General features: G+C 45.5%; 16 protein-coding genes. 2 read left to right on the top strand and 14 right to left on the bottom strand.

Annotation, left to right across the window (positions count from 1 at the left end; all coding sequences use genetic code 11):
- Nucleotides 1-249 precede the first annotated feature (249 nt).
- A complete protein-coding gene (locus AC5JR3_RS21050) occupies nt 250-2,181 on the bottom strand; it encodes a protein kinase domain-containing protein (RefSeq protein WP_495848528.1) in 1,932 nt (643 codons plus the stop codon).
- Nucleotides 2,182-2,842: 661 nt separating this feature from the next.
- Between AC5JR3_RS21050 and AC5JR3_RS21045 the strand changes: the two genes are divergently transcribed.
- Entirely contained in the window at nt 2,843-3,694 is an 852-nt protein-coding gene (locus AC5JR3_RS21045; protein ID WP_495848527.1) for a PEP-CTERM sorting domain-containing protein, read from the top strand.
- A 186-nt stretch (nt 3,695-3,880) separates the two neighbouring features.
- Here AC5JR3_RS21045 and AC5JR3_RS21040 read toward each other — a convergent pair whose 3' ends face one another.
- The 10 genes from AC5JR3_RS21040 to AC5JR3_RS20995 all read right to left on the bottom strand — a co-directional run bounded on the left by AC5JR3_RS21040 (nt 3,881) and on the right by AC5JR3_RS20995 (nt 8,110).
- The gene (locus tag AC5JR3_RS21040; protein ID WP_495848526.1) at nt 3,881-4,072 is read right to left on the bottom strand and encodes a hypothetical protein; all 192 of its coding nucleotides are present in this window, start codon (nt 4,070-4,072) and stop codon (nt 3,881-3,883) included.
- A 67-nt stretch (nt 4,073-4,139) separates the two neighbouring features.
- Complete coding sequence (locus tag AC5JR3_RS21035) at nt 4,140-4,877, bottom strand: peptidylprolyl isomerase (RefSeq protein WP_495848525.1); 738 nt, start codon at nt 4,875-4,877, stop codon at nt 4,140-4,142.
- A 159-nt stretch (nt 4,878-5,036) separates the two neighbouring features.
- Nucleotides 5,037-5,648 (bottom strand): hypothetical protein, encoded by a 612-nt coding sequence (locus AC5JR3_RS21030; protein WP_495848524.1) that lies wholly within the window; start codon nt 5,646-5,648, stop codon nt 5,037-5,039.
- 58 nt (nt 5,649-5,706) lie between these two features.
- The gene (locus AC5JR3_RS21025; RefSeq protein ID WP_495848523.1) at nt 5,707-6,066 is read right to left on the bottom strand and encodes a hypothetical protein; all 360 of its coding nucleotides are present in this window, start codon (nt 6,064-6,066) and stop codon (nt 5,707-5,709) included.
- A 60-nt stretch (nt 6,067-6,126) separates the two neighbouring features.
- The gene (locus AC5JR3_RS21020) at nt 6,127-6,339 is read right to left on the bottom strand and encodes a hypothetical protein (RefSeq protein WP_495848522.1); all 213 of its coding nucleotides are present in this window, start codon (nt 6,337-6,339) and stop codon (nt 6,127-6,129) included.
- Nucleotides 6,340-6,368: 29 nt separating this feature from the next.
- Nucleotides 6,369-6,593 (bottom strand): hypothetical protein, encoded by a 225-nt coding sequence (locus tag AC5JR3_RS21015; protein ID WP_495848521.1) that lies wholly within the window; start codon nt 6,591-6,593, stop codon nt 6,369-6,371.
- Between the two features lie 29 nt (nt 6,594-6,622).
- Nucleotides 6,623-6,847: a hypothetical protein gene (locus AC5JR3_RS21010; RefSeq protein WP_495848520.1), complete on the bottom strand. Its 225-nt coding sequence runs from the start codon at nt 6,845-6,847 to the stop codon at nt 6,623-6,625.
- Between the two features lie 27 nt (nt 6,848-6,874).
- Nucleotides 6,875-7,111 carry a hypothetical protein gene (locus AC5JR3_RS21005; RefSeq protein WP_495848519.1) on the bottom strand — a complete coding sequence of 79 codons (237 nt, stop codon included), beginning with the start codon at nt 7,109-7,111 and terminating at the stop codon, nt 6,875-6,877.
- A 298-nt stretch (nt 7,112-7,409) separates the two neighbouring features.
- Nucleotides 7,410-7,685 (bottom strand): hypothetical protein, encoded by a 276-nt coding sequence (locus AC5JR3_RS21000; protein WP_495848518.1) that lies wholly within the window; start codon nt 7,683-7,685, stop codon nt 7,410-7,412.
- Between the two features lie 197 nt (nt 7,686-7,882).
- Nucleotides 7,883-8,110, bottom strand: coding sequence for a hypothetical protein (locus tag AC5JR3_RS20995; protein ID WP_495848517.1), 228 nt, complete (start codon nt 8,108-8,110; stop codon nt 7,883-7,885).
- A 407-nt stretch (nt 8,111-8,517) separates the two neighbouring features.
- Between AC5JR3_RS20995 and AC5JR3_RS20990 the strand changes: the two genes are divergently transcribed.
- Nucleotides 8,518-8,676: a hypothetical protein gene (locus AC5JR3_RS20990; protein WP_495848516.1), complete on the top strand. Its 159-nt coding sequence runs from the start codon at nt 8,518-8,520 to the stop codon at nt 8,674-8,676.
- A gap of 28 nt (nt 8,677-8,704) precedes the next feature.
- Here AC5JR3_RS20990 and AC5JR3_RS20985 read toward each other — a convergent pair whose 3' ends face one another.
- From AC5JR3_RS20985 to AC5JR3_RS20975, 3 genes are all read right to left on the bottom strand, one after another.
- Nucleotides 8,705-9,064: a HetP family heterocyst commitment protein gene (locus tag AC5JR3_RS20985; RefSeq protein ID WP_495848515.1), complete on the bottom strand. Its 360-nt coding sequence runs from the start codon at nt 9,062-9,064 to the stop codon at nt 8,705-8,707.
- A 29-nt stretch (nt 9,065-9,093) separates the two neighbouring features.
- On the bottom strand, nt 9,094-10,728 hold the full coding sequence (locus AC5JR3_RS20980) for a beta-barrel domain-containing protein (protein ID WP_495848514.1): 1,635 nt from the start codon (nt 10,726-10,728) through the stop codon (nt 9,094-9,096).
- A gap of 517 nt (nt 10,729-11,245) precedes the next feature.
- Nucleotides 11,246-14,395: an ABC transporter transmembrane domain-containing protein gene (locus AC5JR3_RS20975; RefSeq protein WP_495848513.1), complete on the bottom strand. Its 3,150-nt coding sequence runs from the start codon at nt 14,393-14,395 to the stop codon at nt 11,246-11,248.
- Nucleotides 14,396-14,844 lie beyond the last annotated feature (449 nt).

Raw genomic sequence — 14,844 nt, 5'->3', positions numbered from 1 at the left:
ATTGATCAGCAGCTTACCTCTACCACCTGTGTTATGAGCGTTAGAATCTCTGCGGCGATTATCCTAACAGATGGTTTTTCAAAGTGTCATTGTTTATTTCAATCGCGTTTTGTGCAGGAGGGTTGTAATATTTTCTTTCCTGATTGATTGACAAAATTTTTACACCCCTTGATTTACCGATTTGTTGGCGTATCAAGCTCCCCGCGACTCTGCCCCTACCTCTAACTTTTGACCTCGCCGAAGGGATAACTAATTCCCTACTCCTACCACTTCACGGAGACGAGTACCAGGATTGAGGTTACTAGATGCTGAGGAGATTTGAGATTGTTTTGATTTCTGCGAAGCGGCTAGCGCCTCGGCTTCTTCCTTGATACGATGCTTGGCGGTGTACTCGGCAATTTTGACTTTTGCGGTTTTGTGGGCGGGGGTGTCTTCTGATATTTGTCTGAGGTAGACTACCGCCTGGGTAAAGTCTTGCTTGGCGGCGCGTTCGTAAGCTTTTTGCAATATGGCATCAGCTTTGATGGACTGCTTTTGGGTATACTCGGCTAGTTTTTGTTGTACTTGGCTGCCGATGGAGGTTTGTTGGGGAATTTGTAAGAGATAGTTGCGAGCGCCAGCGAAGTCTTTGCTCGCGGCTCGATCATAGGCTTTTTGCAGGAGATTGTGCGCTTCTGCCTCTAGTTTGGGGGCTGTTTTCTCTAGCAGTGGGGCAAGTTTTGCTTGCCAGTAGGGGACATCAGGAATCTGACGGGCAGCTTCTGCCACATCCAGCCACCGACTTTCCTTAAATGCCTGTTGTGCTGATTGGAAACGAGCTGTAGCGCTGTGCCACTCCCAGCGCCAGGTTTGGATTGCCGCCTGGGTTTCTTCATAGACAGTACTCTCCTTAGGAACAGATTGAGCAAGAGCGATCGCGCCTTTGAAATTTCCTGCCTGATACTGTTCTGTTGCTTGCCACAACAGATCGCTGCCAGTATTAGACGCCCCAACATGGATCAGTGAGGATAGCCCAACGGCGATCGTTATAGCATTTGTCGCTGCCATTCCCGCACTCACTCCCTTAAGCAGCGGCGGCAAATCGGGAACAAAAGCTGCAGCAAGTTCTTTAAAACTCATCTGAAGCTCTACAGTCTCGCTCTCGGTTTCGGCGCTCATGATCTGCACATCAAGAGGTGTGGCATCGGCATTAACAGCAGGGCTGTTCTCAGAGGGAATTAGAAAAGAGTAGTCGGCGAGAACTTCCGCGATCGCATTAGGCAAAACAGGCTCAACGGGCAAAAAGCCAGGAAATGCCACCAAGACTGGTGCTTCAGCAAAAGATAAGGGTTCCAGTGCTTGTAAAACCTCTCTGGCTGACGGGTAACGAGAGTTGCAGTCATAGCAAACCATCCGTTCCAACACGCTACTCAGTTGGTTGCTCACCAATACTTCATTACGCCAGAGAACTTCGTTAGTATCCGGATTGGTTTGTAAATTTGCTGGATCAATTCCGGTGAGAGCTTGAATGCCAATTATCCCCAAGGCGTAAATATCACTGTTAGGTTGGGGTTGTCCAAGCAGTTGCTCTAGCGGTAAGTAACCAAAGGGCTTAATTGTTAATACCTCAGATTGCGCCAACTTGACGGCATGAGGGCGCAGATAAGGGCGAACCGGATGCGCCGCACCATAGTCAATCAGCACGCACTTGCCATCACAATGGCGTCTGATCAAGTTGTTCGGCTTGAGATCGCCGTGAATGACACCTTGGCGATGGATAAACTCTAAAATCCCCAAAACATCTCGCAGCAAAGCAATACACTGACTTTCACTCCACCGCGTGTCACCATGCTTCCTGTCAGGTAAGACAGTCATTAGGGATTGCCCATCAATCCACTCTTGCACTAAATAAAATGCCTGATTTTCTTCAAAACAAGCGAGTAGCTGAGGGATTTGGTGATGATCATGCACTTTTTGCAGAGTTTCTGCTTCAGCCATGAACAAACGCCTGCTAATGTGCAGCAAATTTGAGTGTTGATTGTGAGCCTTGAGACACTTAATGACACATTTTGGACTGTCTAACCGCTCAGTGTCTTGGGCAATGTAGGTTTGTCCGAATGCCCCAGCACTGAGAACTTGAACAACTTGGTAACGCTCCTGTAGTAACTGCCCCAACAAGAGCGGATGAGCGTCCGCTTTCACGCAATCCTTCCCGCCAAAATCTTTAATGTCTTCGTATATTCCTTCGGCGTCTCAGTACCTCCGGAATAAGTTTCCTAAGAAGTTATCAAGGAGGCGAGAAGGAACCCGTCAGGGCGATCGCCTTCAGCCGAGCAACTTGGACATCGCGCCCTTTTTACAGCGCTTTCTCTTCCCCTGTGAGGCTGCTGCTATCTACCTAAGTAAATTTACAGTCTATTCAGAAATTTCTGAGACTTTTATAAAAGCTTCATGAAGTTAGTAGGTATTTTGTAAGAATTTTATGTTTGCTTGTCAAACAACTCATTAAATTTACGGATGGCTTTGCAAGACTTAAATGTCTTTACTAAATCTTCTTTTAATTCCTACGTATATTCGCTTTATCTTCAAGATATTCAGTAAATATCAACTTAGTATAGGCAACAAGTACTTAAGTAATATCACCGTTTCAAGTAACTTCAATTTCGCTTTTGCGTCTACCACTAGGGTTATCTTGTCTACCACGATTCAGGTTCTACAAGATTTTAAGGCTGTTTAAATCCTGTAGAACTGAGAAAAAAGACTTTTTGAGTCAGCATTTTTGTTATTGAGAAAATAGCATCTTTTTTCTCTAACTTTGCTTTGTCTAAAAAACATAATCGCAGTAATTAATGAGGAGAGACGAATGAAAATTCAGGTTGGAATAGGAAAAAAAGTCTTACTATTCTGCGCCCCCCTAGTAGCTACCTCTACGCTTGTTGCTTCTCCTAGCCAAGCAGCAACCTTTGCCTCATCGACAGGTAGTTTTGAAGTTAACTTTAACCAAAGTCCGTTAGGCACTCAGACAACAACTGATACAGATACTTTAGCGATCGCGAGTGCTGGTTCCTCAGTGGTGACTGACGCTAGCGCCGATGCTATTTTTGTCAGCGCTCCTTCATTCTCTCTACCTTGTAGTCTAGAGAGAAAACTAACAACTCCTGCGGCTTGCAATGGCTCATCAAGTTTTGCAGAGGGAGAAGGAACCAACTACTTTGGTTTGGCACAAAGCGAAGCAAGGGTGCTGGGAAACTTTTTAATCAATCCTGGCGAAACCTTCGCGTTTAACTTCTTAGCGTTTCTGGGGCTGACGGCAGAAGTTGACGACTTAGATTCAGAGCGTGCTACTGCCTCAGGAGAGGTGTCATTCCAGATAGTTGACGGTGACAGCGGAACCCTCCTAGATTCATTTTTACTTGCGGGTAAAGTAGATACTAAGGGTAATAGCGATTTTATAACCACTCAACAAAATACCTACATGACTCTTGGACGTTCCAGCACGATCGAGTCTCCTGCTGGTAAGGAAAAATTTACTCAAGGCTCGATTCAAGCATCCTACTCTCGAACGTTTGCTAATACCACTAACCTGCTGTTCGTTGAAACAAAGCGAAATCAAGTGACGGTGAAGACTCCTGAGCCTTCAACTACCATTGGTTTCCTCCTAACTTTTGGGTTAGCAGGCATTGGTTTAAAGGCAAGAAAGAAATTCGCTAATTAGGGAATATAGAGTCTATGTTGGCTCTTGCGTAGCCGTAATTCAGTGAATGTAGCAACCATAGATGAGTCATGAAACCCTAGGGTTGCTGTGTAGGGGTGTATAGCTATACGCCCTTACCAATTGTTCGCGAATGAGTTAAAGCTGCTATATGGCGATTGAAATTGAAAAAGATTTTGTAGAATTCATCTACTTGCGACTAGAAGCTGAACTAAAGCTACTACTTCGGCTGTAACTGCTATCGATACTAATCTTAACGGCAATGTCTTGATGTGTAACGCTTTCCTGCTCGCCAGAAGCACTAGCCACACTGTGAGCTTGAACAATTACCTTCCCATCCGGGGAAACTATCCATTTTCTGACAGTTTGGGAGCGAGCCATAATTCTATTCCTATAGTGTTATTAGTAGTACGAGTTTAGGTTTATTGTGAATAACTAAAGTCTTTCTTCAACTTTGGTTGTAAAGCAGGTAGTTGAGTTCGCTATTTTGCCACTCAAGAAACATTGTTTGCCGAATTTCTTCTGTCAATTGCGGTGTTAGTTCCGCCGCCATAAATTCCTCAACCAGGAAGATATGATATCCCTGCTCTGTCTTAAGCGGACGAGTTATTTCCCCTGGACTGCTACTAAAAACTACGGCGGCTACGTCAGGTTTCAAGCTCCAGCGATGAAGTATTCCTTCATAACCACACTGATGCCTGCGTCTTTCATCAAGATCGTAAAGGTGAGCCGCTTCGTAGAAACTGATTTCTTGTTCCTCAATTTGATAAAAAAGTTCGTAAGCAATTTTTTCATAAGGAACAACAATTTGATAAAGCAAAACTTGGTCGAAATCTAGCCGATTCTGTGCAAAATACTTTTCAACTTCTTTAGAAAGTAAGTCTTCTGCTAATTTCTGAGTAATTAGGCGATCGCGGATTCCCGCTTCCCAGTCTTCTGGTGTAATCATCTGCTCGGCTAGCCAAGCCAGAGTATCTGACGCTTTTTCTAAATGCTTTTCTCGACGAGTGTGCTCGGCTTCAGTTTGTATCTCTTCTGGCGTTACTGCTATGCCTTTTTCTTGAGCAACTCTATCAACGATCTGTTGCTGTAAAATTTCTTGACAAATTTCTTTGAAACAAATTTTTTTTTTCAAAAAACTGAGAATTTCTTCCGGTTGAATCGGTTCTTTTGACAAAGAGATCATATTGCCGTTCTACCATTGATTGCCTAAAAGAATTCCGTAGATTCAGCGACTCGCGCCTATGAAAACATGCGGCTGCGTTAGTCAACCGCATCGGATAAGCGCTAAACAAAGTATAAACTTGTCTTAGGGCGATCGCTGTAGCCTTGATTAGTAGTCATTCTACCGCTCTTCTTCGATACCAATCAAGCCTGGGAAAACGCGGCTATAGGGTCCAATTACTCTTAAAGAAGTCGAAGCATTGCCGCTAGCCGTCTTGTTTGCTGCCAAATTAGTATCGCCGTCTTGAACAGGTGGCGTGGAAAAGGCAGCAATAAAGGTACTGGGCGAACTTAAGTTGCTTGTCGGTATAGCAGAGTTAATGGTAGGTGCAACAGCACTCGCGTTGGTTGTATTCGCTACAGTTGGCGAGGTAAAGGCTGTTGCACTCGCACTGCTAGAGGTAGCAGTTGGAAAAAAGCCAGTAGTGGCACTACTACTACTAGGAAGGCTAGTTGGAGACGTGGCTGTAGACAAGCTGTTGCTAAATCCACCTGTAGAAGAAGAGGTAGATGTAGCCGTGTAGTTGTTTGAAGTGGCGGTGGCGTTAGCCGTAGCGGTAGCGTTGCCTGTTGCTGAAGTCGTCGTGGTTGCTGTCACAGTTCCGTTGTTGCTGATAGCAGATGAAGTAGAACTCGCACTACTATGAACGGGATTAGCTTGAGCAGCAGGAACAACGGCAGTTACTATGCTAAACAGAGTCAGGTAAAACGCGCTTTGAGTTAACTGAGTCATCGCTATTCATTTCCTTAGCAATAAACAAAATAAAGCGTTTTTCTCTTCGATGAATCAACTAAAACGAATTAACAACAATTAAAGAAGAAGATACAGAACTAAGAGTCAAGCTATCCTCCTGGGCATTGGGAGAAACCTCGGCTACACTGTATGAACTTATTTGAGTTTCAGTACCGTTTTGGTTAGAGCTAATGTCGCTAAAGGCAACAGTTCCTTTACCGCTCAAGGAAGGCAAGGGTATACGCGCAGGCTGATTTGGAAATAAAAAACCGCCTTTGAGTTGATTTTTGCTAGAATCAACTTCTAAAAAATCAAGTTCAGCAATAACTATTAAACTCATTGTTTTCCTCTTAGAAAGTAAAACCGCAGGAAGTATCAGGTTCATTGGTACCTTGATTTTGCTTCCTACGGTTTCCATACTTTAGATTTTGTTAGTCAAACTGGGACATCTCTACACTGTTTGTCCTCACTAAACTACTTAGTCATACTGGTAGATGACAGAGTAGTTGGAAGAGTAGGCACTAGAGTAAGCATTACCGTAAACGGCATAAGCACTGCTCTTAGCTTTCGAGTCTTGTCTGACTAAGGCAGTTTTGAGGTTCAAGTCGGTGAGGCTAAAGCTGCTGTAACCGCCAGCACCAACAACATCAGGAGAAGCAGTTTCGAGGTAGTTCAAGTCAGAAATAACCATTGGTTTGCTCCTTCAAGTGAGAAAGGGGTTTACTGGCTGATGTAAGAAGAGTTGTTGGAGTAGGCACTGGAGGAGGCGTTGGAGTAGCCGTAGCCGTAGCCATCACTAAAGAAGGCAGATGTTTCGCTATAGGCGTCAGAGTCTTGAATAACGGTAGCCTGCTTGTAAGTCGAGAAATTCACGCTGTTGTAACTATATGCACCAACAACATCAGCAGAAGTAGTTTCGAGGTAGTTTAAGTCGGAAATAATCATTGGTTTGCTCCTTCAAGTGAGAAAGGGGTTTATTGGCTGATGTAAGAAGAGTTGTTGGAGTAGGCACTGGAGGAGGCGTTGGAGTAGCCGTAGCCGTAGCCATCACTAAAGAAGGCAGATGTTTCGCTATAGGCGTCAGAGTCTTGAATAACGGTAGCCTGCTTGTAAGTCGAGAAATTCACGCTGTTGTAACTATCTCCACCAACAACATCAGCAGAAGCAGTTTCGAGGTAGTTTAAGTCGGAAATAATCATTGGTTTGCTCCTTTAATTTAGAGGGTTTTACTGATTGATGTAAGAGGAGTTAGAAGAACTAGCGTTGGAGTAGGCACTGGAGGAGTTACCGTAGTAGCTGTAGCCGTAGTCATCACCGAAGACGGCGGATGTCTCGCTATAGGCACCAGAGTATTGATTGACGAAAGCCTGCTTGTAAGTAGTCGTATTCACGCTGTTGTAACTATGTGCACCAACAACATCAGCAGAAGCAGTTTCGAGATAATTTAAGTCGGAAATAATCATTGGCTTGCTCCTTTTTATGAGTTATCAACTTCTTTGTTGATATTACTAATGTAGCAATCTGTTTTTGATTAGAGTTGCCATTTTGGCATAATAGTTTTAAAAAATATTGTTTATATATTTTGCTTTAAAGGCAAAAATTTTTAACATAGAATAAGTTTTCTAACAACATAAAAGTAGTTAGAATCAAGTAAAACTGTTGACAGTAAATTTAAAGGTTTAAAAATTTCATTAGCTATCAGCTAAAGCACAAATTTGCTTTCACTGATAGCTTGATCAATTTAGCTTTGGCTAAGAAACATTACTCATTGGCATTAGCATAGGCATTTGCTGATGCCTGACCGCCGAGGGAGACTGCGGAAGCAGCGGCAGAAGCAGCACTACCGCGACCGAAAAGATTCAGGGTGAATCCACTGGCGAGGTCTCCACTTCTATTAGCTCTTGCATCTAGAAATGTGTCAGAGGCAGTAGCCGCAGCAGTGAAAACACGAGGTGTAATGCGACCTCCTGTAATACCACCCTCTTCTTGAAGAACTGTTTCACAGAAGTTAATATCGGCTATTTTGAGTTGAGTCATTGTGTCTCTCCTTACCTTATTTTTAAGGGATACGGATAGTTTTAGGTGAATTGAATGAGGTTAGAGTTAGCTAAAACTAAGTAGCAGACCTGATTGCTGGAATCATCAAGCTATAGAACAGAAATAAATCGCTGAAATACTTTTTGTTAGTTTAGGTTCCAGCGATTTTCATGCGTAAAAAGCCTAATAAATTAGATCTAGTTACCTCTAGATTCCGCAAAAGATGCGGAGGCGGAGCTAGAGAAAAGACCTGCAACAGATTGTGCGCTGGTGAACGTGTAGGATTCAGTATAACGGCTACCAATAGCATCTGCAGTTGCTACTGACTCTGCTTTTGCTACAGGAATCCGACGAAACCGACCGCCTCCAAGGATATTTTTCTCTTCAGTAACAACTTCTAGATGATTTAGATCGGAAATAACCATGATTGCTTCCTCAAGAAAAGTGTTTTATGGATACAAAATCTTTGTATTAACAATTTAGCTTTTTCAAAAAGGTTATGTTGCCATTTTGGCAGTTTCTTTCTAGTTTTATATATAGAGAATTTAGAAATAATTCATCATTTCTTTAAGTAATCTTCATGTAAATTTCATAAAAACTCAGTGTATTTATTTTCGGTTTTTGCACTTTTAATTTAGAGGGTGAAATTTGCTTTATAGAAGCTGTTGTCAAAGTAATGGCTGCAACTTGGGATTGATTAAAGTTCGGCAAACTTAACAAAAAAACCTACCTCTTGGGAGCAGGTAGGAAGACATTGTTTTATTTAGGATGCTGAACGTATTTTTATACCCATTTCCGATGAAGAGGCGACGTCGGAACCTCACCCCAACCCATGGTGGTGTTCACGGGGAGGGGAATTAGAGGATTGGTATTAGAAGGCGATCGCCCACTCAGTGGTTACACAGATAATTTAGATGAAGGTGAAGGAAGAGATGGGGCGACTCTTGCCACCCCATACCGTGATTGCACAACACCTGTGAAAGGGCATTAGTATAATCCTGTCCTCTGTTGTGTGTGTATCACCGAAACCAAGCAGCGATACCACCACCTCGAACTTTACTGTGTCGAGCGCTGACGGCTTCTAAGTAAGCGAGGTCGCTAATTTTAGTGCAGCGTTCGTTAGCGGTTGCTTGCTCAGATGGCTCAGAAGTACGTGCTTTATTCAGGCGCTTTTGGCGAGGGGGACAGTTATCTTTGAGCAAGCGGTTATACGTGCGGTAAGGAATGTAGTGTAAAGGATTGTATCCAGAAAAGCGCAGAATCAAAACACAAGCCCAAGAGTACTTACCCGCGAGAATGGCTTCAACAATTTGGTTAAATTGTTCGGGGTTCATTGCTTTATCTAGACCTGTGTCTGTGTGTGAAGCGCGTTGATGCATTATTGTTATTTCCCTGTAAAAACTGACATTTACAAATTGATTCCGCCTTTTTGCAGTTGCTTGAGCGGGTCGAACAATACATCGGCAATACGGCGGCGGCGAATGATAATATCGGCAGTGGCAGTCTGACCTGCCTTGAAGAAAATTTTTTCTTGCTGGGCGGTGACATAGTTGCGGTCTAATGCCACTTCTACGCGATAGACTGCCCCCAACCGTTCATCGGCTTTGGCATCAGAGGAAATGGATACAACCTTGCCGGGGATAATTCCATAATCCTGATAGGGATAAGCATCGAATTTTACTTGCACGCTCATCCCTTTTTCGACGAAGCCAGCTTCTTGGTTCGGCAGCACGGCGGAGAGAACTAAGGGGACTTTTTGGGGAGCAATTTCGGCAAGGGTTTGTCCGGGTTGAACAACTTCGCCCGTATTTTGCAGGTTGAGGGATAAAACGACGCCATCAACAGGAGCATAGAGAAACCGTTGTTGTAGTTTGGCTTGGGCACTGACGAGCAAATTTTTCGTTTCGGCAATTTTCGCTTCAAGCTGGGTAATTTCCACTTTAAGCTGCTGTATTTGCTCCTCGGCTTCGTTTTTGATGTTGCGTCCCTCTGCTTGCTTCCGGGCAAATTCGCTTTGAGAACGCTCGACTTCTTCGAGGGCAGAAGCCAGTTCGCCTTCGCTTGTGGTAATCGCCGAGGTGCGATCGCGTAAGGATTGTTCCGCCTGAAACAATTGCTCGTTGGTACTGGTTTCTTCTTGCAGTTGGCTTTGAGTGATGCGCTGCTGCGTATCGCGCAAGGCTTGCTCGGCTTGAAAGATATATTCTTGGGAAATTGCTCCTTCTTTCCCCAGCGTTTTTAGCCGTTCTAAGCGCTGTTGATGTGCCGCTTCCTCGGTGCGTAGCTGCTGGAGGCGTTCTTGCAGCGTTGATGTGAGCGGTTTTAGGCGGGTTCTTCGTTCTTGATAAGCCGTGGATTCCGTTCCCAGTTGTGCCAGCAATCGGCGAGTTGTGGCGGCTTTCTCCCTTGCCTGAGCGATCGCACTGCGTTGAGCGCCCAAATCGGCTGAGGCGATCGCGGTACGGGTTTGAGCAGACAAACCCATTTGTTCCAGCAACGATTGCTTTTGACCTAATTCGGTTTGGTAGGCACTAAGTAATTGCTGGAGGCGATCGACTTCTTTTTGTGCCAACTCAGTATCCAACTCAGCTAACACCTGCCCTTGGCGGACTGTCTCGCCTTCTTTCACTGCCACCGCCGTCACCTTGCCCGCCTCAATCGGGTGAACTTTGTAGGTTTTTCCTTGCGGCACCAACTGCCCTTGAGCTTTACCCACGTCTTCGATTTGCCCAAACCATGCCCAGGCACCAAAGGCAACACTGAAAATCATGCCGCCAACAATGAGGCGAAAGGGAAGCGTTGCAGGAGGCTGATCTAACAGCGTCTGCACCGAACTAGACCACTGAGTTGTAGCCGTCGAGGTTTCAGGAACTGGCAGCGCCCTGCTAGCCACACCGCCATAAATCGAAGCCGTATCCGTCGTGGCTGACAAGGAGGATTCCCTTGGGGCAGCATTGGTGCTGTTTGATGCCGTAACTCGATCTCGCTGGCTGGAAACCGTTGATGGGGAACTGCTTCGGAAAAAACGTTTAAAAAAGCTCATGTTATTGACCTAGAACGAGAACTTTAGCATTTGCTCTTGGTCAGCGTTGCGTTAGTAGAAATTTGATGCCAAGTATTGTTTGTGCTGCATCATCACTCGAACTAGAAACATTGCTGTTTGTAGTTTTCAATCTCTGGATTAGCAGAAGTCTCAGTAGGGAACTGAACGGAATTTATCTGGCTTAGGAAGTAGAAAAGCGCCTACCTAATACTTTTGTAATACTCAACAGCAAGCGGGTTGCCGATAAAAAATAACACGTTATTTTACGGTTATTTAAGTGAAGATACGGTTGATTTATTGTTATTTTGGACAATTAACAGTCTTCTCCGTATATATTCTAGTTGCTGGTCTAAGCCACCTCTGCCAATTTGGCAGCTTTTTGCTTGACTTTTGTTAACGGCTGGGACTTTAGGGAAGGTAAATAACATACTTGTATACCTCTAGAGGGATATGCTTTCGGCAGAGAAAATTGAAATGCCAGGGGTGGCGGCGATCGCGCTAATAGCTGCCGCTGCCGTTAAAGATCGAGCTGCTGCTGGGCTAGATGGTAGTAAAGCCCTTCTTTTGCCATTAGTTCGTCGTGGGTGCCTTGTTCAACGAGAATGCCTCGGTCTAGGACGAGGATGCAGTCTGCATTGCGTACCGTGGAGAGGCGGTGAGCGATGATGAAGGTGGTGCGATCGCGGGAAAGGCGAGCGAGGTTTTGCTGAAATCGCCGTTCTGACTCGGTATCTAGGGAACTAGTTGCTTCATCCAAAATCAAAATCCGTGGTTCTCCCAACAAAGCACGGGCGATCGCAATCCGTTGCCGCTGTCCTCCCGATAGGCTTGCGCCCCGCTCTCCGACTTTGGTGTTGTAACCCAGAGGCAGCATTTGAATGAATGCATGAGCTTCCGCTAGCTTGGCAACTTCAATCGCTTGCTCCATCGTAAATTCCGGGCGATACAGGGTTATGTTTTCTAAAATCGTCCCAGAGAATAAATAACAGTCTTGGGGAACAACGCCCAATTGCGATCGCAAAGACTGGGGAGAAACATGACGGATATCATGACCATCAATCGAGATTCGACCCTTGACGGGATGATATAACCCCTGAAGCAGCTTGACCAACGTACTCTTACCGGAACCGCTACGACCAACTAGAGCAATGGTTTGCCCTGCCTCTACAGAAAAATTGATGTTCTCCAGCGTGTTCCGTTCATCCTCCGTGTCGTAGCGGAAGGTAACATTTTCCAAATGCACCTCACCGCGCACGGGTGGCAACACCAGCATGGGGTTTCCTGGCGACTCTTCCGGCTGAGTAGAAAAAACATCGTTCAGCCGTTCTACAGAAATCAAAACTTCTTGCAGTTCGTCCCAAATATCGACAAGTGCCAGCACCGGGCTAAGGACTCGCCCAACCAGCATATTAAAGGCAACAAACTGACCAATCGTTAGCTCACCTTGAATCACCAACAATGCCCCGTACCACAACAAAGCGGTACTTCCTAGGGAATTAATCAAGCCATTGGCAGCTTGCAAATTAATTCCCAACTTCTGCGCCCGAAATCGCGCGTTGAGGAACTTGGTTAAACGGTCTTCCCAACGCCAACGCAACTCTTGTTCTGCCGCTGTTGCTTTTACCGTGGCAATACCTGTCATCGTTTCTACCAGTACCGAGTTTTGCTCGGCGGCATCATTAAACACATCCCGCGAAATTTTCCGCAGAAAAGGAGTTGCACCTAAGGTCAAAAAGAAAATGGGGGGAATGAGTGCCAGCACCAACAGGGTAAGTTGCCAGTTGTAATAAAACATCAACGCTAGGTAGACAAACCCCATCAGTAAATCCAACCAAGCTATCGCTACTTGGTTAACCAAAAAACGCTGGATTTTTTGATTTTCCTGAACCCTTGTGAGGATATCTCCCACATGGCGGGATTCAAAAAACTTTAAAGGCAGTAGCAGCGTATGGCTCATAAAGCCGCTAATTAAGGTGAGATCCAAGCGGTTAGAAAAATAGCTCAACAGATACTGCCGAGTTGCGGATAAGCCAATGCCCCAAACTCCAAAAATCAATAAGCCGATGGCAAAAACATTCAGCGTGCTGAGGCTTCTGTTGACCACTACTTGGTCAAGAATGATTTGGGTAAATAGGGGAGTAACTAGCCCAAAAACTTGAATGAGCAAGGAAGCCAGAAGAATTTGCCCCCACAGGGAACGGTAGGGCAAAAGTACTGCCAAGAATCTGCCCAGGGACTGTTTTTCGTTGGGAAGCGCTTTGAGAGCTTCTGTGGGTTCGAGCAACAGGGCGTATCCTGTCCAGCCAGCGAGGAATGCTGAGCGTGTGAGCGATCGCTTTCCCCGCGCTGGATCGGCAACCTGTACGCGATCGCCTTTAACTTTATAGACAACGATGTAGTGATCGCCTTGCCAGTGGGCAATCCAGGGCTGCTGTTGCTCCACCAAACGGCTTAAACTTGCCCGCACCGGACGCGCTTGGTAACCCAAACTTTCTGCTGCTTTGGCAAGACTTTTTAAAGACGCCCCCGCCCGCCCGATATTTGCCAAATTGCGGATAAAGTTAATGCTCAGTGACTTGCCCCAGTAGCGGCTAATCATTGCCAAGCAAGCCGCCCCGCAGTCGGAGGTACTTTGTTGCTCGATGTAGGGAAAGCTCCCCCAGCGCCAGCGCCGATGTTTCAACGGTTTAGGAAATTCCACCGTTGGGGATTCGTTTGAGGAGAGAGTTGGGGGAACTTGCAGTTGAGGGGAACGAGAAGCGTTGCTGGTAATGGGGGAGGAGGGAAGCCCGGTAGGACGGGCTTGGCGTCCGTTGCTCTTTGTTGGGACGGGATCTCCCCAAGCCGTCGCTAGCAGGGGAGCGATCGCGCAGGCGGTTTCCCAATGTTCGGCGGGTAGCTGGTAAACCAGTAAATCGGTTTGGGCAATACCAGTTAGGGGAGTATCTGCTGGATAGCCCCAGGAACTCCCCTCCGGCAAAGATTGACCATCAATTTGACCGCGACGCAGCCAAAAACGACCCGCCTTAGCGGGTGTCGCTTGCGCCAACGCTGCCCCAGCTTGAATGCGTTGTTCCACTAAGTAGGGTAAAAGTTGTTGCAGTTGGTGACTGGTAAGCGATCGCCCCAAGGAGACACTCTCGCCGCACAAGTCACTTTCGGTTTTAAAAAAGATGAGGCGTTGCTGATTATGGGCGCTAGCACGCCAGTTGGCTGCGAGTTCCGGTTTCTCCAGCCAAGGGCGCAATGCGTCTAGGGAAATGCGGGCGACTTGCACCGGGCTAGCCGCGATCGCCTGATAAGGCAACCACTCCTCCTGGCAAAAATAAGCCTCACCGCCAAAGATTTCCCCTTCTGTCAGGACTTGGACGGAAACTTCTCGTTGTTTCTGAGCATCGAAGCTCAGTAACCGTACCCGCCCCTGGCAAATTATATAAAAATACGGTTGACTTTGTTCGCTATAAGCAGAATTTTGAGAGCCAGTGGGTATGCTATCAATAGAATCGCCCAGTTGAAACTCTACAAATTCAAAGTCCTGGCTCAAATTTGAGAGCAGTTTGGGACTGTCTGGTGTTGATTGTAAGGGTGGTAAAAGACGTTGCAGAGTCAAGCGAGAATCTTTCTCAACAACGAGAGATGGCGCAAGCACTCCTGAATTTTGCTTCATTCAGCTACCTCGAAAAATGAAGATTATCGCCGGAAGCGCTATCGAGTAAGAATTACCTGATAGCTAATAATGATTGATTAAAAAAAAACTTATGAAAAAAACTTGCTACAGACGCTAGGTATTTTCAAAGAAAATAACCAATTGAATCATGAGGATTGACCGTTTTAAAGTTTCAACAATTAGCATAATTTCCTGTGAAACAAGCGATCTTGAGCCATAGTGGCAATTTCTCAAGTGCTGTTCATTCCAAACTAGTGAATCTACTGAGGATTTGTCAACTAAAAATCTGTATTGGAAGTTCTACTTCACTAAATCTTTACCTTGACTCCACAAATAATTCACAAGCTTAAATTGTTTTAAGCCAATCTTTATGCTAAATACTGAGGTTTTTACGGACAAATGAGGTAGCAAAAGTAACAAAAGCATTGCTACTATTATTTCCGGTTTAG

Source organism: Kastovskya adunca (genome assembly GCF_059505785.1).
Note: the sequence above shows the minus strand (reverse complement) of the source record. Positions and strands in the feature narration are given on the sequence as shown.

Coding starts and splice junctions, on each gene's coding strand:
- AC5JR3_RS21045 (WP_495848527.1), top strand. CDS start 2,843: ATGAAAATTCAGGTTGGAATAGGAAAAAAAGTCTTACTATTCTGCGCC.
- AC5JR3_RS21040 (WP_495848526.1), bottom strand. CDS start 4,072: ATGGCTCGCTCCCAAACTGTCAGAAAATGGATAGTTTCCCCGGATGGG.
- AC5JR3_RS21035 (WP_495848525.1), bottom strand. CDS start 4,877: ATGATCTCTTTGTCAAAAGAACCGATTCAACCGGAAGAAATTCTCAGT.
- AC5JR3_RS21030 (WP_495848524.1), bottom strand. CDS start 5,648: ATGACTCAGTTAACTCAAAGCGCGTTTTACCTGACTCTGTTTAGCATA.
- AC5JR3_RS21025 (WP_495848523.1), bottom strand. CDS start 6,066: ATGGAAACCGTAGGAAGCAAAATCAAGGTACCAATGAACCTGATACTT.
- AC5JR3_RS21020 (WP_495848522.1), bottom strand. CDS start 6,339: ATGGTTATTTCTGACTTGAACTACCTCGAAACTGCTTCTCCTGATGTT.
- AC5JR3_RS21015 (WP_495848521.1), bottom strand. CDS start 6,593: ATGATTATTTCCGACTTAAACTACCTCGAAACTACTTCTGCTGATGTT.
- AC5JR3_RS21010 (WP_495848520.1), bottom strand. CDS start 6,847: ATGATTATTTCCGACTTAAACTACCTCGAAACTGCTTCTGCTGATGTT.
- AC5JR3_RS21005 (WP_495848519.1), bottom strand. CDS start 7,111: ATGATTATTTCCGACTTAAATTATCTCGAAACTGCTTCTGCTGATGTT.
- AC5JR3_RS21000 (WP_495848518.1), bottom strand. CDS start 7,685: ATGACTCAACTCAAAATAGCCGATATTAACTTCTGTGAAACAGTTCTT.
- AC5JR3_RS20995 (WP_495848517.1), bottom strand. CDS start 8,110: ATGGTTATTTCCGATCTAAATCATCTAGAAGTTGTTACTGAAGAGAAA.
- AC5JR3_RS20990 (WP_495848516.1), top strand. CDS start 8,518: ATGGTGGTGTTCACGGGGAGGGGAATTAGAGGATTGGTATTAGAAGGC.
- AC5JR3_RS20985 (WP_495848515.1), bottom strand. CDS start 9,064: ATGCATCAACGCGCTTCACACACAGACACAGGTCTAGATAAAGCAATG.
- AC5JR3_RS20980 (WP_495848514.1), bottom strand. CDS start 10,728: ATGAGCTTTTTTAAACGTTTTTTCCGAAGCAGTTCCCCATCAACGGTT.
- AC5JR3_RS20975 (WP_495848513.1), bottom strand. CDS start 14,395: ATGAAGCAAAATTCAGGAGTGCTTGCGCCATCTCTCGTTGTTGAGAAA.